Origin of the sequence: Leucobacter albus, from assembly GCF_039528015.1 — a bacterium.
Taxonomy (GTDB): Bacteria; Actinomycetota; Actinomycetes; order Actinomycetales; family Microbacteriaceae; genus Leucobacter; species Leucobacter albus.
This window is the reverse complement of record NZ_BAAAKZ010000003.1, coordinates 17220-35179: the sequence shown is the minus strand read 5'-3', so window position 1 is coordinate 35179 and position 17960 is coordinate 17220. Positions and strand designations below refer to the sequence as shown.

Sequence of the window (17960 nt, the reverse complement as noted above, 5' to 3'; positions counted from 1 at the left end):
GCCAACTCTACCTGGGCGAACGGCTCTAGTCGCGGCCCGTGAGCTGCCAGGCATCTTCGGAGCCCTCGTCATCGTCATCGTCGCCGTAGTCGTAGGCCTCTGTCGCCGCGGCCTCCCGCTGTGCCAGCGGGTCGTCGTATCGAGAGTCGGCCTCGAATGTGCCCGCGCCCGCCTCGACTGGCACGATGACATCGGTGGCGGCCTCGCCTGCGGCGGGCGGCTGCGCGGGGGGCTGCGCGGGGGGCTGCGCCGGTAGCTCGGCGGGCGCCGGGGCCTGCTGCGCCGCCGGGGCGGATCCGAAGCTTGGCTGCGAGCCACCGCCACGAATGCGGTTGAGCACCTCGCCGAGCTGCTCGGGGGCAACGAGCACGTCGCGGGCCTTCGACCCCTCGGAGGGGCCGACGATATCGCGCGACTCCATCAGGTCCATCAGCCTGCCTGCCTTTGCGAACCCGACGCGGAGCTTGCGCTGCAGCATAGACGTCGAACCGAACTGAGACGTGACCACGAGCTCGATTGCGGCGACAAGCACCTCGAGATCGTCACCGATATCGGCATCGATCTCTTTCTTCTCGGCTGCCTGCTGCACGTCTGCGCGGTACTCTGGCTGCGCCTGGCCCTTCACGTGAGCAACGACGCGGGCGATCTCGGTCTCGTCGACCCAGGCGCCCTGCACGCGCATCGGGCTAGATTCGCCGTTGAGCAAGAGCAGGCCATCGCCCTGGCCGATGAGGCGCTCGGCGCCGACCTCGTCGAGAATCACGCGCGAGTCTGTTCCCGAGGCCACCGCGAACGCGTAGCGGCTCGGAACGTTCGACTTAATGACACCGGTCACGACGTTCACCGAGGGGCGCTGCGTCGCGAGCACGAGGTGAATGCCTGCCGCGCGGGCCAGCTGCGTGATGCGCTGAATCGAGTCTTCAACATCGCGCGGCGCGATGAGCATCAGGTCGGCGAGCTCGTCGACGACGACGAGCAGATACGGATACGGCTTGAGCTGACGCTGACTGCCCTCTGGGAGGCGAATGGACCCGTCGCGCACCGCCGCGTTGAAGTCATCGATGTGCCTGAAACCGAACGACGCGAGGTCGTCGTAGCGCATATCCATCTCTTTCACGACCCACTGCAGTGCTTCGGCAGCTTTCTTGGCGTTCGTGATGATAGGCGTGATGAGGTGCGGAACGCCCTGGTAGACGGTCAGCTCGACGCGCTTCGGGTCGACGAGCACCATGCGCACCTCGGCGGGGGTGGCCCGCATGAGCAGACTGGTGATCATCGAGTTGATGAAGCTCGACTTGCCGGAGCCAGTCGCGCCAGCGACAAGCAGGTGCGGCATCTTGGCGAGGTTCGCCAGCACGAACTCGCCCTTGACGTCTTTGCCGATGCCCACGGTCATCGGGTGAGTGCTGCGCTGCGCCTTCGCGCTGCGCAGCACGTCGCCGAGCGCGACGTTCTCACGATCTTTGTTGGGAATCTCGATGCCGATCGCGCTCTTGCCCGGAATCGGCGAGAGGATGCGCACCTCGTTCGAGGCGACGGCGTACGACAGGTTGCGCGACAGCGCCGTCACCTTCTCAACCTTCACGCCTGGGCCAAGCTCGACCTCGTACTGGGTGACGGTTGGGCCACGCGAAAAGCCCGAGACCACCGCGTCGACCTTGAACTCCTCGAACACGCGCGCAATCGCCGCCATGATCTGGTCGTTGGCCTCGGTGTGGGTCTTCGGCGCGCTGCCAGCCGACAGCAGCATCTGCGCAGGCAGCGAGTAATCGGCCTGCGTGGCCGGCGCGTGCGGCGGCGCGACGCTGAACTCGCGCTGCTCGGCGGCGGGCTGCTGCTCTGGCTCTGCGAGGGGCTCGGCAAAACTGTCGAAGGAGTCGTCGCCGAGGCCCGAGCCGCGCCTGGTGCCGGCTGCGGCCTGCTCGACGCCCTCGAGGCTGTCGAGCCCCTGGAGGCCGGCGAACACGTCGCTCTCGAACACATCGGTCGGTTCTTCTGGCGTGAGCGCCGACTCGAAGGCGCCCGGCTGAGGCGCGTCACCCGACGCGAGCACCTCGTCGATCGCCGCGGGATCGGGGAGGAAGTTCGGGTCTTCTTCGCGGCCGGTCGCGTTGCGGCGCCACCACGGAAGCGAGTCGCCCTTCTCGTCGGAATGGTCGAAGAGTTCACTGCTCTTCGCTTGTTCGTCGCCGGCCTCTGCCGCGGCGCGCGGCTCACGCTGCTCGGGCGCTGGCGCACCAAACAGATAGGCGTAGCCCTCGCGCAGCCGGTGAACGATCTTGCCAGGAGGGGTCTTCGTGACGATGAGAATCGAGAACGCGAGCAGCAAACTGAGCACGGGAACCGCGACCCACACCGTTGCGAGGTTCAGGGGCGCACCAATCAGCCAGCCGAGCAGACCGCCTGCCTCGGCGAGCCTCGCCATACCGTCGCGCGGCTTCGGCGCACCGCCGAGCACGTGCGCGAGCCCCGAGGAGCTCGCGAGCGCCAAGAACAAGCCGATCGCAATGCGTCGGTTATCGTTTACCGTCGACGGGTTGTTGAACAGCCACAGCGCAAACCCCGCCATGATGATGGGCAGGCCGAACGCTATGCGGCCGAACAACCCCCCAAACGTCCAGATATCGAGCTGCGTCGCGACGCTGTTGCCGATAAGAAACCACTCGATGACCGCACCGGCGAGCGCCAACAGCACGAGGAGCATCGGAAAACCGTCGCGCCTCGCGTCTGCCTCGAGCGGCTCGGAGCGGAACGCACGCGCACCCGCCCCGACCGCGTGTGAGAGCCCGAGCCAGGCGCGCACGGCGAAGCCCTCGCGCTCCTCTTCGACCATGAGCACCTTGGTCGTGGCCGAAGTGCGGGTGGAGCCGCGCGCGCCAGAGGCGCGCGACTGCGCACCCTTTGAGGCGCCCTTCGAAGAGGCACCCTGCGTTCGAGAACCGGCAGAGCCCCCGCGCGGCGAAGCGTTTTTGGCCATGTGAATACGGTACAAGGCGCCGCCGACATTACGTTCGCACGTGGCGGCGTGCCCCGAGACTCGCTTAGAAGTAGATGCCCCGGTTTGCCATGAACGGCCGCGGGTTCGTCGGAACACCGCCAACGAGCGTTTCAAAGTGCAGGTGCGGCCCGGTCGAGTTGCCAGTGCTGCCAACGTAGCCGATGAACTGGCCGGCGCCAACGTACTGCCCCAGGCTCACCGACGGGGTGTACTGCATGTGGCCGTAGAGCGTCGAGACTCCCCCGCCGTGGTCGATGCTCGCCATGTTGCCGTAGCTATATTGCCCGGCCCAGCCCGAGAACGAAACCGTGCCAGCAGCCGCTGCGTAGATCGGTGTGCCCTGCCCGATAGCGAGATCCATGCCGGTGTGGCCGTAGTAGCCCCACCACTCGGTCGACACCCAGTAGCCTCGCGGCAGGGGCAGCGCCCAACCGGTGGCCGTGCCGCCGCCACCGCCGGGGTTCGTGGTACCACCGCCGCCACCGGGAGCGGTGCCGCCACCGCCGCCGTTGTTGGCGTTGTTCGCCGCCTCTTCGGCAGCGCGCCGCTCCGCCTCACGCCGCTCTGCCTCGAGCCGCTGACGCTCCTGCTCCTCGAGCACGAGGCGCTCTTGGTAGCCCTTGGTGGTGTTCGTGGTCTTGTCTTCGAGGGCCTCAAGCTGCTGTTGCAGCTGCTTCTCGTTGGCCTCTTGCTCGAGCTGCTTCGTGCGAGCCGCGTCGGCGATCTCGGCGGCGCGCTGGCGGTTGTCGTCGGCCTCCTGAGCAAGCTTGTCACGCTCGGCTCGGGCCGAATCCGCCTGCTCGCCAAGTGTCTGGGCAGAGTTCATCGCGCGCTCGGCGTTCTGCCAGATGGTGGTGTTGCGCTCGGTTGCCTTCTCGGTCTGGGCCAGGCGGTCGAGCAGCGCGTCTGCGGTGCTGCCGTCAGATTCAAGGAAGAGGCTGAGGTTGCGATCGACCCCACCTGAGCGGTAGATCTGCGAAACGAGCCCGGCCGCCTGCTCAGAGGCCTGACCGGCCTCTGCCTCACTGGCCTTCGCCTGGGTGTCGAGCGTCTCCATTCGCGCCTGCGCGTCGCGCAGCTGCGACGCGGCCTGGTCGTACTTCACGGAGGCGGTCTCAGACTCGGCCCTGGTGCGCTCGACCTCTTGCTGCACCTGCACCAGCAGCGCCTTGATCTCCGTAACCTTCGCAGCGGCGGCGGCCTCGTTCTGCTTAGCGTTCTCGACGTCTTGCCAGGTCGGCAGGTCGGAGACGATGGCGCTTGCTGGCGTGAGCCCACCAACGCTCAGGCCACTCAGAAGCACGGCACCGGCGGCGGCCATGCCGAGCGTAAGCCCCGCCCTGCGGCGCAGTCTTGGCTGTGACGTGCTCGTCATTGTGAGATCTCGCTCCCTGTGTGATTCGGCGCTGCAACCGGCGCGGCGGAAACAACTATCTTGCGTAACCTACCAGTTGAACGTGAGGGTTTCCAGGCCAGGAGGCCAATTTCGTGGCCGATCTGGGGAAAGCACCCTCAACAATTATGCATCACACGCTCGCTATCGACGCAACACCCGACGAACGAGCCCACTTGCCTCTGGGACGCGCAACAGCAAGAGCATCGCAACGTAAATGATTCCCATAACCGCAGAAATAGCCAGGGCAAAGATAATTGCGAGAACGACGCCAAACTCGGGCGCTATGATCGCGCTGAGATTGCTCAGCGCGTACCCCGCGATGAGCGCGGGCAGCGCGGCCAGCGTGAAGCGAACGAAGCTCCCACAGAGCTCCTTCACCCCGAAATCGCCGATCTTCCGTTTCAGCAGCCAGAGCGCAAACAGGGCCTGCCCCACCGTCGTGAGCGTCCACACACCGGCGTACGCGACCCCAATCTGCGCCTTCTCGACGTACAGCACCGCAACGCTGGTGCCCACGATGAGCAGTATCAGCTGGGCCAAGATGAAATAGAACGGCGTCTTCGCGTCAGACAGGGCAAAGAAGCCGCGCTGCGTTGTGAACATCAGGCTGTAGGCCGCGAGACCTACTGAGTACACGCGAATCACCTGTGCGATGATCGCGATGTCTTCTGCGGTGCCAGACGCCCACATCACCCGGCTCACGAACGGCGCGGCCATGAACAGCAGCGCGGCGGCAAACACCATGAGCATCGACACCTGCTTCGAGGCGGCGACAAAGCTCCGCTTGAACTCGGGAATGTTGCCAGCCTGCCCGAGCTCGGCAAGGTTCGTGAAGTAGGCGGTGATGAGCGACACCGCGATCACCGAGTGCGGCAGCATGAAGACGAGCCAGATCTGCTGCATGGCGAACAGCGCTGGGCCCTCCCCCGATGCCATGTTCATGATGCGCGTTGTCACGAACCCGCCGAGCGTCATCGCGGTGACCGCTGCGAGCCCCCAGAACGCGGTCTTGCCGGTCTGCTTGAGCCCGACGCCGCGCCACTGGAAGTCGGGCGAGAAGCCGAGCCCCGCCCGGCGCCACGGCCAAATCAAAATCAGGGCCTGCGCCGCGATGCCGAGCGTCGCGCTGCCGCCGAGCAGTGCGATCGACCAGCCGTTCCAGCCGCTCACCGGCGGGTTGTTCGACGCGCCAAAGATGAGAATGTAGGCGAGAATGCCCGCGATCGCGACGACGTTTGCGATCGCGGGGGCCCAGGTAAACGGCCCGAAGACTTTCTTCGCGTTGAGCGCCTCACCGAGCACGGTGTACCAGCCGTAAAAAATGATCTGCGGAATGCACCAGTACGAGAACGCGATCGCGAGGTTACGCTGCTCCTCTGGCCACTCGGGCGAGAGGAGCCAGATCAGCGCCGGGGCCGCGACGAGGGCGAGCGCGGTCACCGCGAAGAGCGCGACCGACACCAGGGTGAGCACCTTGTTCAGGTACGCACGCCCACCGTCGGGGTTGTTTACCGACTTCACGATCTGCGGCACGAGCACGGCGTTCAGCATGCCGCCGGCGAGCAGCATGTACAGCGTGTTCGGCAGCACGTTGCCATTGGCAAAGGCGTCGGCCGAGCGAGACAGCTGACCGATCGCGTAGATGAGCAGCATGCTCTTGGCGAGGCCGAGCACGCGCGAGACCATCGTGCCTGAGGCCATGATCGCGCTCGCGCGCTGCAGGGCTGAAGCCATTAGTAGAACACATCCTTGCGTACGGCGAGCGCGTGACGCCGGGCGATTCGATCACCCACCATCTTCCACAGCTTCGCTTGGCGCGGACGCAACGCGAGGTCGAAGGTGCCAACGAAATCGGTCACGTCTTTTGAAAGACGAAGCTTATACTGACCGACTCCGTAGAGCCTGTGGGATTTGTTGTCGAGCTGATCGCTCGGCGGGGTGCCGATGAGGTCGTGGCGGGTCGCGCCCTGCTCCTTGCCCCAGCGGATCAGCTCGAGCTGCATGCGATACATCGCACCGGTTGGCAGTTTGGCCTTCGCCGACGCGCCGTCTTTGTACCCGCTCGTCTGCCCGAGCGCCGTCGCGAACATTCCCGCCACGGGCACGTCGCCGTCGTAGCCGAGCACGAGCTGGCCTCGACCTGCCGCCTGGAAACTCTGCCAGAAGTCACGGAAGTACTCGTACGGGCGCAGCTCGAACTTGTCTTCGGCAGTGCCCGAGAGCAGATCGAACATGATGCGGCAGTTCTCTTCGCTCGCAGCAACGCGGCGCACGTCAAACCCCTCGCGATCCGCCTTGCGAATCTTCGTGCGGGTGCTTGACGAGAACCCCGCCATGATCTCGTCTTCATCGCCCGAGATGTCGAGCACGATTGTCGAGACATGCGGCAAGACGTGCGCGCCCGGCTGGTAGCCGGCCGCGGCGAGCGTGGCGAACGCCTCGTCGCTCGCGATGAGCCGCGGCTCCACCTTCAGCAAGAACACGCCCTCGGCGCGCGCGAACTCGACGAGACGCTCCGCGCGCGCGACATATTCCGTCGCGCTCATAGGCGTTCCAGCCGCGTCGATCGACACGTCGGGGCCGCCGGGCACGTACCAGAAGCGGCCCAGCAGCGGGATCTGCTTTTCGAGCACGAGCGTCGCTGGATATTCCTCACCGACGACGTAGCGGGGCGAGTAGCGCTGGTGGCGCTTCACCTCCGCGTACTCGCGGCTCTGCCAAATCTCACCGCCGCCCGGGGCGCGCTCGACGAGCTCGTCCCACTGCGTAATCTCGTGTGCGGTAGCGTAACGAAGATTGTGCACCGTTAGACAACCACCACAACGGGAACGATCATCGCCTTGCGGCGCAGCTTCGTGCCGACCCACCGGCCAACGGTGCGGCGCACGACCTGCTGCAGCGCGTGCTGGTCGGTGACGCCCTCCTTCATCGCCTTCTCAATCGCGTCGGCGACCTGCGGTTTGATCTTGTCGAACACGTGATCAGCCTCGGCAACACCCTTGGCGTGAATCTCGGGGCCCGAGACAATCTGGCCGAGCGTCGTCTCGACGACCGTGATGACCGAGATAAAGCCCTCTTCCGCGAGGGTGCGGCGATCGCGCAGATCGTCGTCTGTCACCTTGCCGACGCTCTTGCCGTCGACGTAGATGAAGTCGATCGGTAGCTGGCCAACGATGCGCGCAACCCCGTCGTTAAGATCCACGACCGTGCCGTTCTCGGCGATGATCGTGCGGTTCTGCGGCACTCCGGTCTCGATCGCGACGCCGGCGTTCGCGATGAGGTGCCGGTACTCGCCGTGAATCGGCATGACGTTCTTCGGCCGCACGATGTTGTAGCAGTACATGAGCTCCCCGGCTGAGGCGTGCCCCGAGACGTGCACCTTCGCGTTGCCCTTGTGCACGACGTTGGCGCCAAGCTTCATGAGCCCGTTGATGATGCGGTAGACCGAGTTCTCGTTGCCCGGGATCAGGCTCGAGGCGAGGATCACGGTGTCGCCCTCGCCAACCTCGACCTGGTGCTCCTTGTTGACCATGCGGCTGAGCACGGCCATCGGTTCGCCCTGCGACCCCGTCGACATGTAGACGATGCGGTGGTCTGGGATGTCGCCGCTCTTCTTGAGGTCGACGAGCACGCCCTCTGGCACGTTGAGGAAGCCGAGGTCGGAGGCGATCTTCATGTTGCGCACCATCGAGCGGCCGAGCAGCACGACGCGGCGGCCGTTCTTCGAGGCGGCGTCGAGCACCTGCTGCACGCGGTGCACGTGGCTCGAGAAGCTCGCGACGACGACCTTGCCCGTCGCCTTTTCGATGACGCGCTCGAGCACCGGCCCGATGTCTTTCTCGAGCGCAGTGAAGCCCGGCACCTCGGCGTTCGTCGAATCGGTCATGAAGAGGTCAACGCCCTCTTCGCCGAGGCGAGCGAACGCGCGCAGGTCGGTGATGCGGCCGTCGAGCGGCAGCTGATCCATCTTGAAGTCGCCGGTGCCAATGACCATGCCCGCGTCGGTGCGAATCGCGACGGCAAGCGCGTCGGGAATCGAGTGGTTCACCGCGATGAACTCGAGGTCGAAGGGCCCGAACTTCACGCGGTCGCCCTCGGCGACGAGCGTCGTCTTCGGGCGAATGCGGTGCTCCTTGAGCTTCGCCTCGACGAACGCGAGGGTCAGCTTCGAGCCGACGAGCGGAATGTCTTCGCGCCGCTTGAGCAGGTACGGAACGCCGCCGATGTGGTCCTCGTGGCCGTGGGTGAGCACGACCGCGACGATGTCTTGCAGGCGGTTCTCAATCTGGGTGATGTCGGGGAGGATCAGATCGACCCCCGGTTGGTGCTCCTCCGGGAAGAGCACGCCGCAATCGACCACGAGCAACTTGCCGTCAATTTCGTAGACGGTCATGTTGCGGCCGACCTCACCGAGGCCACCGAGTGGTGTGATGCGAAGCGTGCCCTTCTTAAGCTTGGGCGGAGCGTATGGAGCGTTGGGCACTTGGCCTCCTGTTATTAGCGGGTGGTGCCTGCAATCTTGGGCAGGGCACCGCCGGCAGCCGCGTTGCGGTCCGGCCTGAAGTTTGAAAGGTCGACGCCGGGCACGTCGCGAACGAGTGCGAGGTCGTCTTCGATGAGCGCTGCTTCCCACTCTTCCGGCCCGACAAGCGGGAGCCGAACGCGGGGGCTCGAGATGCGGCCGAGGCCGTGAAGAATATACTTTACCGCGACTGTGCCTGGGACGTGCGTCATTGCGGCGCGCACGAGCGGCTCGAGCTGCTGGTGAGCTGCACGGGCGGTGTGCAGGTCGCCCGCGTTCACCGCGTCAACAATGACGCGGTAGGGCGCGGCCGCGATGTTCGCGGTCACGCCGATGAGCCCGGTTGCGCCGATCGAAAGGTGCGGCAGCACGTTCGGGTCATCGCCCGAGAAGTACATCAGGTCAGTCTGGTTGAGCACGCGGCTCACCTCGCTGAGGTCTCCCTTGGCGTCTTTCACCGCGAGAATGTTCGGGTGTTTCGCGAGCCGCAGGATCGTCTCGTACTTGATGGGAATGCCGGCGCGGCCCGGAATGTCATAGAGAATCACGGGCAGATCGGTCGCGTCGGCGACCATGCGGAAGTGCGTGAGCAGGCCAGCCTGCGTGGGCTTGTTGTAGTACGGGGTGACGATCATGACACCGTCGGCGCCAGCCTTCTCGCTGGCCTTGTACATCTCGATGGCGTGCGCAGTCTCGTTCGAGCCGCCGCCCGTGATGACCTTCGCGCGGCCGCTGCTGACCGACTTCGCGACCTCGACGAGCTTGAGCTTCTCGGGGTCGGTGAGCGTCGAGGTCTCGCCCGTGGTGCCGGTGACGACGATGCCGTCTGCGCCGCTCACGATGCAGTCGTCGATGTGCTGTTCGGTCGCGGCCCAATCGACCTCGCCCTCCGAGTCGAAGGGGGTGATGAGCGCGACGAGCACCTGCCCGAAAGGATTCTCTACGTTTGCCACTTCACTAGGCTACCGGATTGCCGGGCGCTGAGCGGCAGACAGAGCCGTAAGCGCCCAATTGCCCCCGCAACTACGCGGCAGCGTCGCTCCGCTCGTAACGCTCGAAGCGGTACCCGATGCCGCTTGCCGCGGTGTGCGGATCCCCGGCATCGACGAGCTTCCACTCTGCACCGATGACGGGCGCGAAGGTGTCGGCGTCGGGTGCCGTGACGTCGATGCGGGTGACAACGAGCTCGCTCGCGAGCGGCATCGCCTCGCGGTACAGCTGCCCGCCCCCCATGACCCAGGCTTTGGCTCCGCGCACCCTGGCGACGGCGGCAGAAAGCGAGGTCAGCGTCACCGCGCCCTCGGCCACAAAGCCGGGGTCGCGCGAGATGACGATGTTCTCGCGCCCCGGCAGCGGCCTGAAGCGCTCCGGGAGCGACTCCCAGGTGCGGCGGCCCATGATCACTGGCGCGCCAAGCGTGGCCTGCTTGAAGTGGGCGAGGTCTTCTGGCAGGTGCCACGGCATCGCTCCCGCCCGGCCGATGGCGCCGTCGTTTGCCTGCGCCCAGATCATGCCGAGTTCGCTCATACGGCCACCGGTGCCTTGATGCCGGGGTGGTGCTCGTAGCCGACGAGCTCGAAGTCTTCGTAGGCGTAGTCGAAGATCGAGCCGCGCTCGGCGAGTCGCAGCTGCGGGTACGGGAACGGGTCGCGGCCCAGCTGGGTGGTGACCTGATCGACGTGGTTGTCGTAGATGTGGCAATCGCCGCCAGTCCAGACAAACTCACCTGGCTCGAGCCCGGTCTGCTGCGCGATCATCAGGGTCAAGAGTGCGTACGAGGCGATGTTGAAGGGCACGCCGAGGAACATGTCTGCAGAGCGCTGGTAGAGCTGGCACGACAGCTTGCCGTCTGCCACGTAAAACTGGAAGAAGGCGTGGCAGGGGGCGAGCGCCATGTCGGGGATGTCTGCGACATTCCAGGCAGAGACGATGAGCCTGCGCGAGTCGGGGTTCGAGCGAATCTGCTCAACGACCTCGGCGATCTGGTCGATGTGCTCGCCGCCCGGCGTCGGCCAAGAGCGCCACTGCACCCCGTAGACGGGGCCGAGGTCGCCCTGCTCGTCAGCCCACTCGTCCCAGATCGTCACGCCGTTGTCGCGCAGAAACTCGACGTTGCCCTCGCCGCGCAGAAACCAGAGGAGCTCGATCGCAACCGACTTGAAGTGCACCCGCTTTGTCGTGATCAGCGGAAACGACTCGGCAAGGTCGAAGCGAAGCTGCTTACCAAACAGGCTGCGGGTGCCCGTGCCCGTTCGGTCTGACTTCGGGGTGCCGTGCTCGAGCACCTCCCTGAGAAGGTCTTCGTAGGGGGTAGGAATCGCCGCTGCAGTCATGCTCTCCATCGTACCGCCACCGAAATCTGCGCAGACCCTGAGATCTGCACGAGATAGGCAGCACAGGCGGGGTTCGAGCAGATCTAGGGTTGATTGCCTAGCGAAGCGCCACGCAGTCACGCAGGCACGCGAAGGCCCGCCCCCGGAACCCCGGGGGCGGGCCTTCGCTTGGCGCGCCGAGACTAGCCGTCGAGCCCGTCGTCGAACAGCTCCATTGCCGAAGTATCGTTCGTTGCGTCCGTCGTGCTCAGCACCTGCCCCTTGAAGAACCGGGGTGACACGCGCGACTGGATGAGCATGAGCACGACGCCCAGGCCAAGCATCACGATGCCGATGAGGCCGACCAGGCCGATGCCGGCGATGTTGCTTCCGGAGCCGGCAGCGGGGTCGAGGCTGTCGATCGTGGTCTGCACGAATACAACGAGGAGCAGCACGCCGCCAAGACCCGGGAGAATCACCTTCGAGATGAGCGCACCGGCGCCCTCGCGCGGCGCCTGCTTGCGGAAGTACCAGGTGCTCGCGAGCGCGGTGATGCCGTAGTAGAAGCACACCATCATGCCGAGCGCGGTGATCGTGTCCCAAAGCACGTCTTCGCTGATGAAGCGCATGATCGCGTAGAACACCGACGCGACGATCGACGACAGGAACAGCGCGACGTATGGCGACTTGTGCTTCGGGTGAATCTTCTTGATCGCAGCCGGGATCGCGCCGTAGTGCGACATCGCGAGCAGCGTGCGGGCCGGCGAGATAGCGGTCGAGTTGATCGACGCCATTGCCGAGACGAGAATCGCGAGCGAGAGGAAGATGGCTGCCGGGCCCATCACCGGGTGCGCGAGGGCTGCGAACACGTTCTCGGCGATGTCGGTGTTGCCGAGCCCTGTCGGGCCGTCCTCGATGCCGGCGTAGGCGACCGTTGCGGCCGCGGTGCCGACATACATCACGACGAGAATGAACACGAGAATCATCGCGGCCTTGCTCTCGGTCGAGATGCGGCCCTTCGATTTCTTCGTCTCTTCGCCCATCGTGAGCACGGTGTCCCAGCCCCAGTAGACGAAGATCGAGACGGCGATGCCGGCGGCAAAGGCGCTGAAGCTCGACACCTCGAGCGGGTTGAACCACGACAGCTCGGGCATGCGGCCCTCGGTGTTTGCGGGGTCGGCCGCGCCGATGAACATTGCGGTCGCGAACCAGAGCATGACCGCGACCTGGAAGAACACGGTGATGTATTGGAAGATCTTCGTCGAGGTCATGCCGCGGTACGAGATGAACGTTGCGATAGCCATGAAGCCGAGGCAGACGGCGATGTTAATGAACTTGTTCTCAGACAGGAGCGCGATATCGGGGTTATCGGCGATGATCGAGATCGATTGGAACAGGAACTCGACCGCGATGCCCGCGAGGTTTGAGAGCACGAGCACGGTGGCCGCGATGAGCCCCCAGCCGGCCATCCACCCAATCCAGGGCCCGAAAGCGCGCGTCGCCCAGGTGAACGAGGTGCCCGAGTCTGGCATCGCGGTGTTCAGCGCCCGGTAGCCGATCGCGACGAGCAGCATCGGCAAAAAGCCCATGAGGAAGATCGCGGGGGTCTGGTACCCGACCTCGCTTGCCGCCGGCCCAATTGCCGAGGTCAGCGTGTACGCGGGGGCACACACCGAGAGACCGATCACGAGCGCGCCCATCACCCCGACAGTGCCGGACTCGAGGCCCTTCTTACTGATTCCCGAGACTGAATCGAGTGTACGGGTAGCCGGATCGGCCTCGCCGAGGTCGTATTTACTCATCGCGTTCTATCGTCCTCCATCGGATGCAAACGGCCGGTTGCCTTGTGGGCTGGCCATTGTGTTACGCGGAAGATTGTAAGCCGATTCGGTCGATATGCCCTAATTCATCGGCAAAAGAACACGAAATTAGTCGCCCCGCAACGCAATCGCTTGCCGAATCGCACTTCTCGCGCGCTTTCTGTCGCCGGCGGCGTCATAGATGAGGCCGAGCCGCATATATGCTCGCCAGCTCCGCGGATCCGCCTCGGCCGCCTCTCGATACCGCGGAAAAGCGGCGTCGGCGACCTCGCGCACCTCGGCGCGCGTCACCTCGACGTCGATGAGCTCCGGCGGCAGCTCCCCCGCCGCCTCGAGCTCGTCGACGAGCTTCGTCGACGAGAAACCAAACATGATTTCGCGCGCGAGCGCCCACACCCCGAGCAGCGGAAACACCAGCAGTGCCACGCCCATAGCGATGGCGACGACATCACCAGAGCCGAGCAGCGCGACGGCTTTCACGCCCGCGAGCGCGAAATACAGCGCGAGCAGCACGCTCATGAAGATCACGCCGAGCACGGCGCGCGCGCGGGGGCTCATGCGCGCCCGCCGATGCCGAGAATGCGGTCGAGCCCGACGGTGAGCCCCGTCGCCCCGCGCACCGCCTCGAGCGCCGCGCGAATCCCGGCGACGTAGCTCTCGCCCGAGAGCGTGTCGTGGCGCACGGTGAGCACCTCGCCGGCGCCACCAAACCGCACCTCCTGTTGCGCGACAACGCCCGAGAGTCGCAGGCTGTGCACGGCGATGCCGCCGACGAGTTCGCCGCGCGCCCGCTGCTCGGCGAACGGGGCTGTGACGGGCGCCGCCCCCGCGGCCTCGCGCGCTGCGGCCATGAGCTCCGCGGTGCGCACTGCGGTGCCCGACGGCGAGTCGATCTTGCCTGCGTGGTGGGCCTCGATCACCTCGATCGAAGAGAAGTACGGCGCGGCGATCTCGGCAAGTGTGGTGCCGAGCACCGAACCGAGCGAGAAGTTTGGCACGAGAATCACGCCGGCACCGGGAACGTCGGAGACGAGGCGCTCGAGCGTTGCGAGCCGATCTGCAGACCACCCGCTCGTGCCGACGAGCACCCGTTGCCCGCGCCGAAGCGCGCGCTCAACGATCGCGGGCGACGCATCGGGGGTCGTCACGTCGACCAGAATGTCGGCGGCTGCGCCCTCCTCGGGCGCGCTGCGGCTCGTCAGCCGCGCAGCGAGCGAGAACTCGGGGTGCTCGGCAACCACCTCGCAGATGAGGCTGCCCAGCCTGCCCGACGCTCCGGCAACCGCAACACTTCGTACACTCTCGCTCATGCTTCGAGTCTAGCGATGCACCGCTGCGGTACTCTCGATGCATGACTGCTGCTCAGCCGCCGAGGGCGACGCTCCGCACGCTCGACGAGATCAAGACGTACCTCGCCGAGTCACCGCAACCCATCTTCTACATCAGCCGCAGCGCGACGAACCTGCTCGGCGTCGACCGCGTCGTCGGCGGGTTTCGCTACGTCACGCTGAGCGACAGCTGGGACGGGGCGCACCCGAACGCCTTCGCCCCGACGAACGTGCCGAAGCTCGAGCCGCGCGGCAACCTCAACGTGGTGAACTGGCTGCTCGCCAACGACCAAGTGCAGGCCTACATTCGCAGGTCAACGCCGGCCGGCTACACGCCGCAGGTCGTGATCTCGATGTTCGACGAGGAGTCTGAGCGGCTGTGCCGCGAGCTCGGCTACGAGCTCATCATGCCGCCGGTGAGGCTGCGCGAGCGCCTCGATTCGAAGATCGTCACGACGCAGATCGGCAACGATGCCGGGGCGCAGAGCGTGCCGAATATTCTCACGACTGTGTCGGGCTGGGACGATCTGCGCGAGCAGGCCGCTGCCGCGGGCCTCGGCGACGACCTCGTGGTGCAGCTGCCGTACGGTGACTCGGGCCGCACGACCTTCTTCGTGACCTCGCAGGCCGATTTTGACAGGGTTGCCGGCGAAATTTCTGGGGGCGGATCCGCGGCGCCCGAAATCAAGGTGATGCGGCGCATCAACCACCGCTCGTTCGCCGCCGACGCGGTGATCACGCGGGCAGGCACCGTCGTCGGCCCCGTGCTGCGCGAGATCACCGGCCACCCCGAGCTCACGCAGTACAAGGGTGGCTGGGCGGGCAGCGAGCTCTACCCCGGGCTCATATCGGAGCAGACGAGGCAGCGCGCGGTCAGCCTCGTGCAGCGCTTCAGCGACCGGCTCGCCGAAGAGGGGTATCGGGGCACGCTGGGCATCGACCTGCTCGTCGACACCGACTCGGGCGAGGTCTACCTCGGCGAGCTCAACCCGCGCATCACCGGCTCTGCGTCGCACTCAAACCTGCAGGGCCTCTCCACGACCCCCGCGACCGGCCGCGAAGCCACAGATGCGCAGACGACGCTGCCGATGTTCGCGTACCACGTGCTCGAATACTCTGGCGCCGATTTCGAGCTCGACCTCGACGAGATCCAGGCGGAGCGCGGCCGCGCCCTCGACGGCCAGACCTGGAGCACGCTCGTGATTCAGCACCAGCGCCCCGCAACGGAGCGCACCGACGTGGCCCCACGCACGGGCCGCTACCGCATCGGCGCTGGCGGGTCGCTCGAGTTCCTCTCCCCCGACCTCGACTGGCAAGAGATCGACGAGCCTGACGAGGCGTTTTGGTTTCGCAGCAGCGGGCCGGGCGAGATCGTATCGCGCGGCGTCGACATTGGCATGCTGATCACCCGCCGGCGCTCGCAAGAGGAGCATCACGCACTCAACGCTGAGACAAAGCGGCTCATCCCGTCGCTGCTCGGCAAGTACGAGGGCAAGCGGTTGCCGACTATTCAGCTGTACTGGCGCGCCGGGCTTCGCCGGCTGCGCGGGGAATAGCTCGGGCAACGGCGCCCGGCACGCCGCGGTAGCGCGATCCGCCCACCGTGGCCATCGAGCGGGGCGGATCGCGGCGCGCTACAGCCCCGACCTCGCGGTGTCGCCGACAGCGACGACAGTGAGCGGCGCGTTTGCGAAGTGCGCGGCGACGGCCTTGATCTCGTCTTGGGTGACCGCAGCGAAGCGATCGAGCGAGGTATCGAGGTCATAGAGCTCGCCAGCGCCGAGCTCGGCGCGCGCGAGGCGCCCCATGCGGGTCTCGGTGTCTTCGAGCGCGAGCGCCGACGAGCCAGCGATCTGCCCGAGGGAGCGCTCGAACTCCTCCTCGGTAATGCCGTCTGCTGCGAGCTTGGCGAGCTCCTCGCGACTGAGCTCGATCACCTGCGCGGTCTTCTCGGGCGCGCTGCCCGCGAAGATCCCGAAGAGCCCGGCGTCGGAGTAGCTCGCGCCGAACGAATAGGTCGTGTAGGCCAGGCCCCGCTTCTCGCGAATCTCTTGGAAGAGCCGGCTCGACATGCCCCCGCCGAGCACCGAGTTCATCATGCCGAACGCGAACCGCCTGGGGTCGCCCGCGACGAAGCCGGGGGCGCCGAGCAGCAGGTTGATCTGTTCGCTCGGGCGCTCGACCTTCACGATGTTCGGGGCCGCCGCGGGTGTTGCTGACACTGACGCCGCAGCCGGTGCCGCAGCCACTGCCTCAGCACCGCGCGCCCTGCGCTCGGGCGTGCGCGCCGTGTCGGTGTGCCAGCGCTCCTCGTGCGAGGCATTGAGCGCCGCGAGCACGAGCTCGACGAGCCTGTCGTGGTCGACCGCACCCGCGGCCGTCACGACAAGCGTCGACGGGTCGTAGCGGTCGCGGTAGTGCCGGTCGACCGCATCGCGATTTGCGGCGCGGATCGTCTCGGGCGTGCCGCCGATGGGCCGACCGAGCGGGTGGCCAGCGAGCACTTCCTCGAAGAAGCGCTCGCTCGCGACGTCGCCAAGGTCGTCGGCGGCCATCGCGAGCTCTTCGAGAATGACGTCGCGCTCGTTTTCGAACTCGGCCGGGTCGAGCACCGAGTTCGCCACCATGTCTGCGAGCGAGTCGACGGCCTGCTCAAAGTCGGCGTCGCGCACCTTGGCGTAATAGCACGTGTATTCCTTCGCCGTGAGGGCGTTGTGCTCGGCACCGATGCGATCGAAGCTCGTGGCGATCTCGTAGGCGTCGCGGCGTGGCGTTCCCTTGAAGAGCAGGTGCTCGAGGAAGTGCGTCGAGCCGAGGCTGCCGGGCGCGTCGCTGCGCTCCGCCTGCTCATCGCGCGAACCGATGCCCACCCAAAACCCGATCGTCACTGAGCGGGCGGCCGGCATGTGCTCCGTGAGAATTCGCAGGCCGCTCGGGTGCACCGTGCGGCGAATCGTGCCGCCGCCGAGTTCAACGGCGAGTTCGGGGAGATCGAGTGGAAACAGAATGGGTTCGCGCATCCCACCAGACTAGCCCGCCCGGCGCAGCCGCGATGCCTCGCCTAGTTCTCGGCTGCGCCGTTCGCCTGCTTCGCGGCGTTAATGAGCCGGAGCATTGATTCGTGGATCGCGGTGAGCTCTGGCAGGCTCATGCCGAGTCGCCGCGCCATCTCGTGCGGAACCGCGGTCGCCCGCTCGCGCAGCGCCTCCCCCGCTTCGGTGAGCGTGATCTCGAGCCTGCGCTCGTCGCTCGTGCTGCGCACGCGAGTCACGAGCCCCTCCCGCTCGAGCCGCTTCACGAGCGGTGACAGGGTCGATGGCTCCTGGCTGAGCAGTTGCGCGAGCTCGTTGAGCGACAGCTGGCGGTGCTCCCACAGCGCGAGCATCACGAGGTACTGCGGGTGCGTAATGCCGAGCGGGTCGAGCACTGGCTTGTATGCGCCGATCACGCTGCGGGAGGCAACGGAGAGGGCGAAACACACCTGGCGCTCAAGCAGCAGCGGGTCTACGTCTTCCATGCCCTCATTCTCGCGCATTTTTGCGGCGTCGCCTATACTTGCTTTGTACAGCATTCATTCGTGCCCC

The 17960-nt window shown here is 66.1% G+C and carries 14 protein-coding genes; 1 reads left to right on the top strand and 13 read right to left on the bottom strand.

Going from position 1 to position 17960, the window contains the following annotated elements; all coding sequences use genetic code 11:
- Window positions 1-25: 25 nt before the first annotated feature.
- The 11 genes from ABD115_RS03805 to dapB all read right to left on the bottom strand — a co-directional run bounded on the left by ABD115_RS03805 (window position 26) and on the right by dapB (window position 14358).
- Window positions 26-2977: a DNA translocase FtsK gene (locus ABD115_RS03805; protein WP_382389498.1), complete on the bottom strand. Its 2952-nt coding sequence runs from the start codon at window positions 2975-2977 to the stop codon at window positions 26-28.
- 64 nt (window positions 2978-3041) lie between these two features.
- Window positions 3042-4373: a peptidoglycan DD-metalloendopeptidase family protein gene (locus tag ABD115_RS03800; RefSeq protein ID WP_343958373.1), complete on the bottom strand. Its 1332-nt coding sequence runs from the start codon at window positions 4371-4373 to the stop codon at window positions 3042-3044.
- Window positions 4374-4535: 162 nt separating this feature from the next.
- The gene (gene murJ, locus ABD115_RS03795; RefSeq protein WP_343958371.1) at window positions 4536-6128 is read right to left on the bottom strand and encodes a murein biosynthesis integral membrane protein MurJ; all 1593 of its coding nucleotides are present in this window, start codon (window positions 6126-6128) and stop codon (window positions 4536-4538) included.
- Window positions 6128-7198 (bottom strand): lipid II:glycine glycyltransferase FemX, encoded by a 1071-nt coding sequence (locus tag ABD115_RS03790; protein ID WP_343958369.1) that lies wholly within the window; start codon window positions 7196-7198, stop codon window positions 6128-6130. Before ABD115_RS03790 ends, murJ begins: the two co-directional genes overlap by 1 nt.
- A 2-nt stretch (window positions 7199-7200) precedes the next feature.
- On the bottom strand, window positions 7201-8877 hold the full coding sequence (locus ABD115_RS03785) for a ribonuclease J (RefSeq protein ID WP_343958367.1): 1677 nt from the start codon (window positions 8875-8877) through the stop codon (window positions 7201-7203).
- Between the two features lie 14 nt (window positions 8878-8891).
- Window positions 8892-9869: a 4-hydroxy-tetrahydrodipicolinate synthase gene (gene dapA / locus ABD115_RS03780; protein ID WP_343958365.1), complete on the bottom strand. Its 978-nt coding sequence runs from the start codon at window positions 9867-9869 to the stop codon at window positions 8892-8894.
- Between the two features lie 70 nt (window positions 9870-9939).
- On the bottom strand, window positions 9940-10443 hold the full coding sequence (locus ABD115_RS03775; protein ID WP_343958363.1) for a dihydrofolate reductase: 504 nt from the start codon (window positions 10441-10443) through the stop codon (window positions 9940-9942).
- Window positions 10440-11249 carry a thymidylate synthase gene (locus tag ABD115_RS03770; protein ID WP_343958361.1) on the bottom strand — a complete coding sequence of 270 codons (810 nt, stop codon included), beginning with the start codon at window positions 11247-11249 and terminating at the stop codon, window positions 10440-10442. Before ABD115_RS03770 ends, ABD115_RS03775 begins: the two co-directional genes overlap by 4 nt.
- 182 nt (window positions 11250-11431) lie before the next feature.
- Entirely contained in the window at window positions 11432-13030 is a 1599-nt protein-coding gene (locus tag ABD115_RS03765) for an APC family permease (RefSeq protein ID WP_343958360.1), read from the bottom strand.
- A gap of 126 nt (window positions 13031-13156) precedes the next feature.
- Entirely contained in the window at window positions 13157-13606 is a 450-nt protein-coding gene (locus tag ABD115_RS03760; RefSeq protein ID WP_343958358.1) for a hypothetical protein, read from the bottom strand.
- Complete coding sequence (dapB, locus tag ABD115_RS03755; protein ID WP_343958356.1) at window positions 13603-14358, bottom strand: 4-hydroxy-tetrahydrodipicolinate reductase; 756 nt, start codon at window positions 14356-14358, stop codon at window positions 13603-13605. Before dapB ends, ABD115_RS03760 begins: the two co-directional genes overlap by 4 nt.
- A gap of 41 nt (window positions 14359-14399) precedes the next feature.
- Between dapB and ABD115_RS03750 the strand changes: the two genes are divergently transcribed.
- A complete protein-coding gene (locus ABD115_RS03750) occupies window positions 14400-15932 on the top strand; it encodes a biotin carboxylase (protein WP_343958354.1) in 1533 nt (510 codons plus the stop codon).
- 78 nt (window positions 15933-16010) lie between these two features.
- Here the strand turns inward: ABD115_RS03750 and ABD115_RS03745 are convergent, their stop codons facing one another.
- Both ABD115_RS03745 and ABD115_RS03740 read right to left on the bottom strand, forming a co-directional pair.
- Entirely contained in the window at window positions 16011-17396 is a 1386-nt protein-coding gene (locus ABD115_RS03745) for a M16 family metallopeptidase (protein WP_343958352.1), read from the bottom strand.
- A 41-nt stretch (window positions 17397-17437) separates the two neighbouring features.
- On the bottom strand, window positions 17438-17893 hold the full coding sequence (locus ABD115_RS03740) for a MarR family winged helix-turn-helix transcriptional regulator (RefSeq protein ID WP_343958350.1): 456 nt from the start codon (window positions 17891-17893) through the stop codon (window positions 17438-17440).
- Between the last annotated feature and the right edge of the window lie 67 nt (window positions 17894-17960).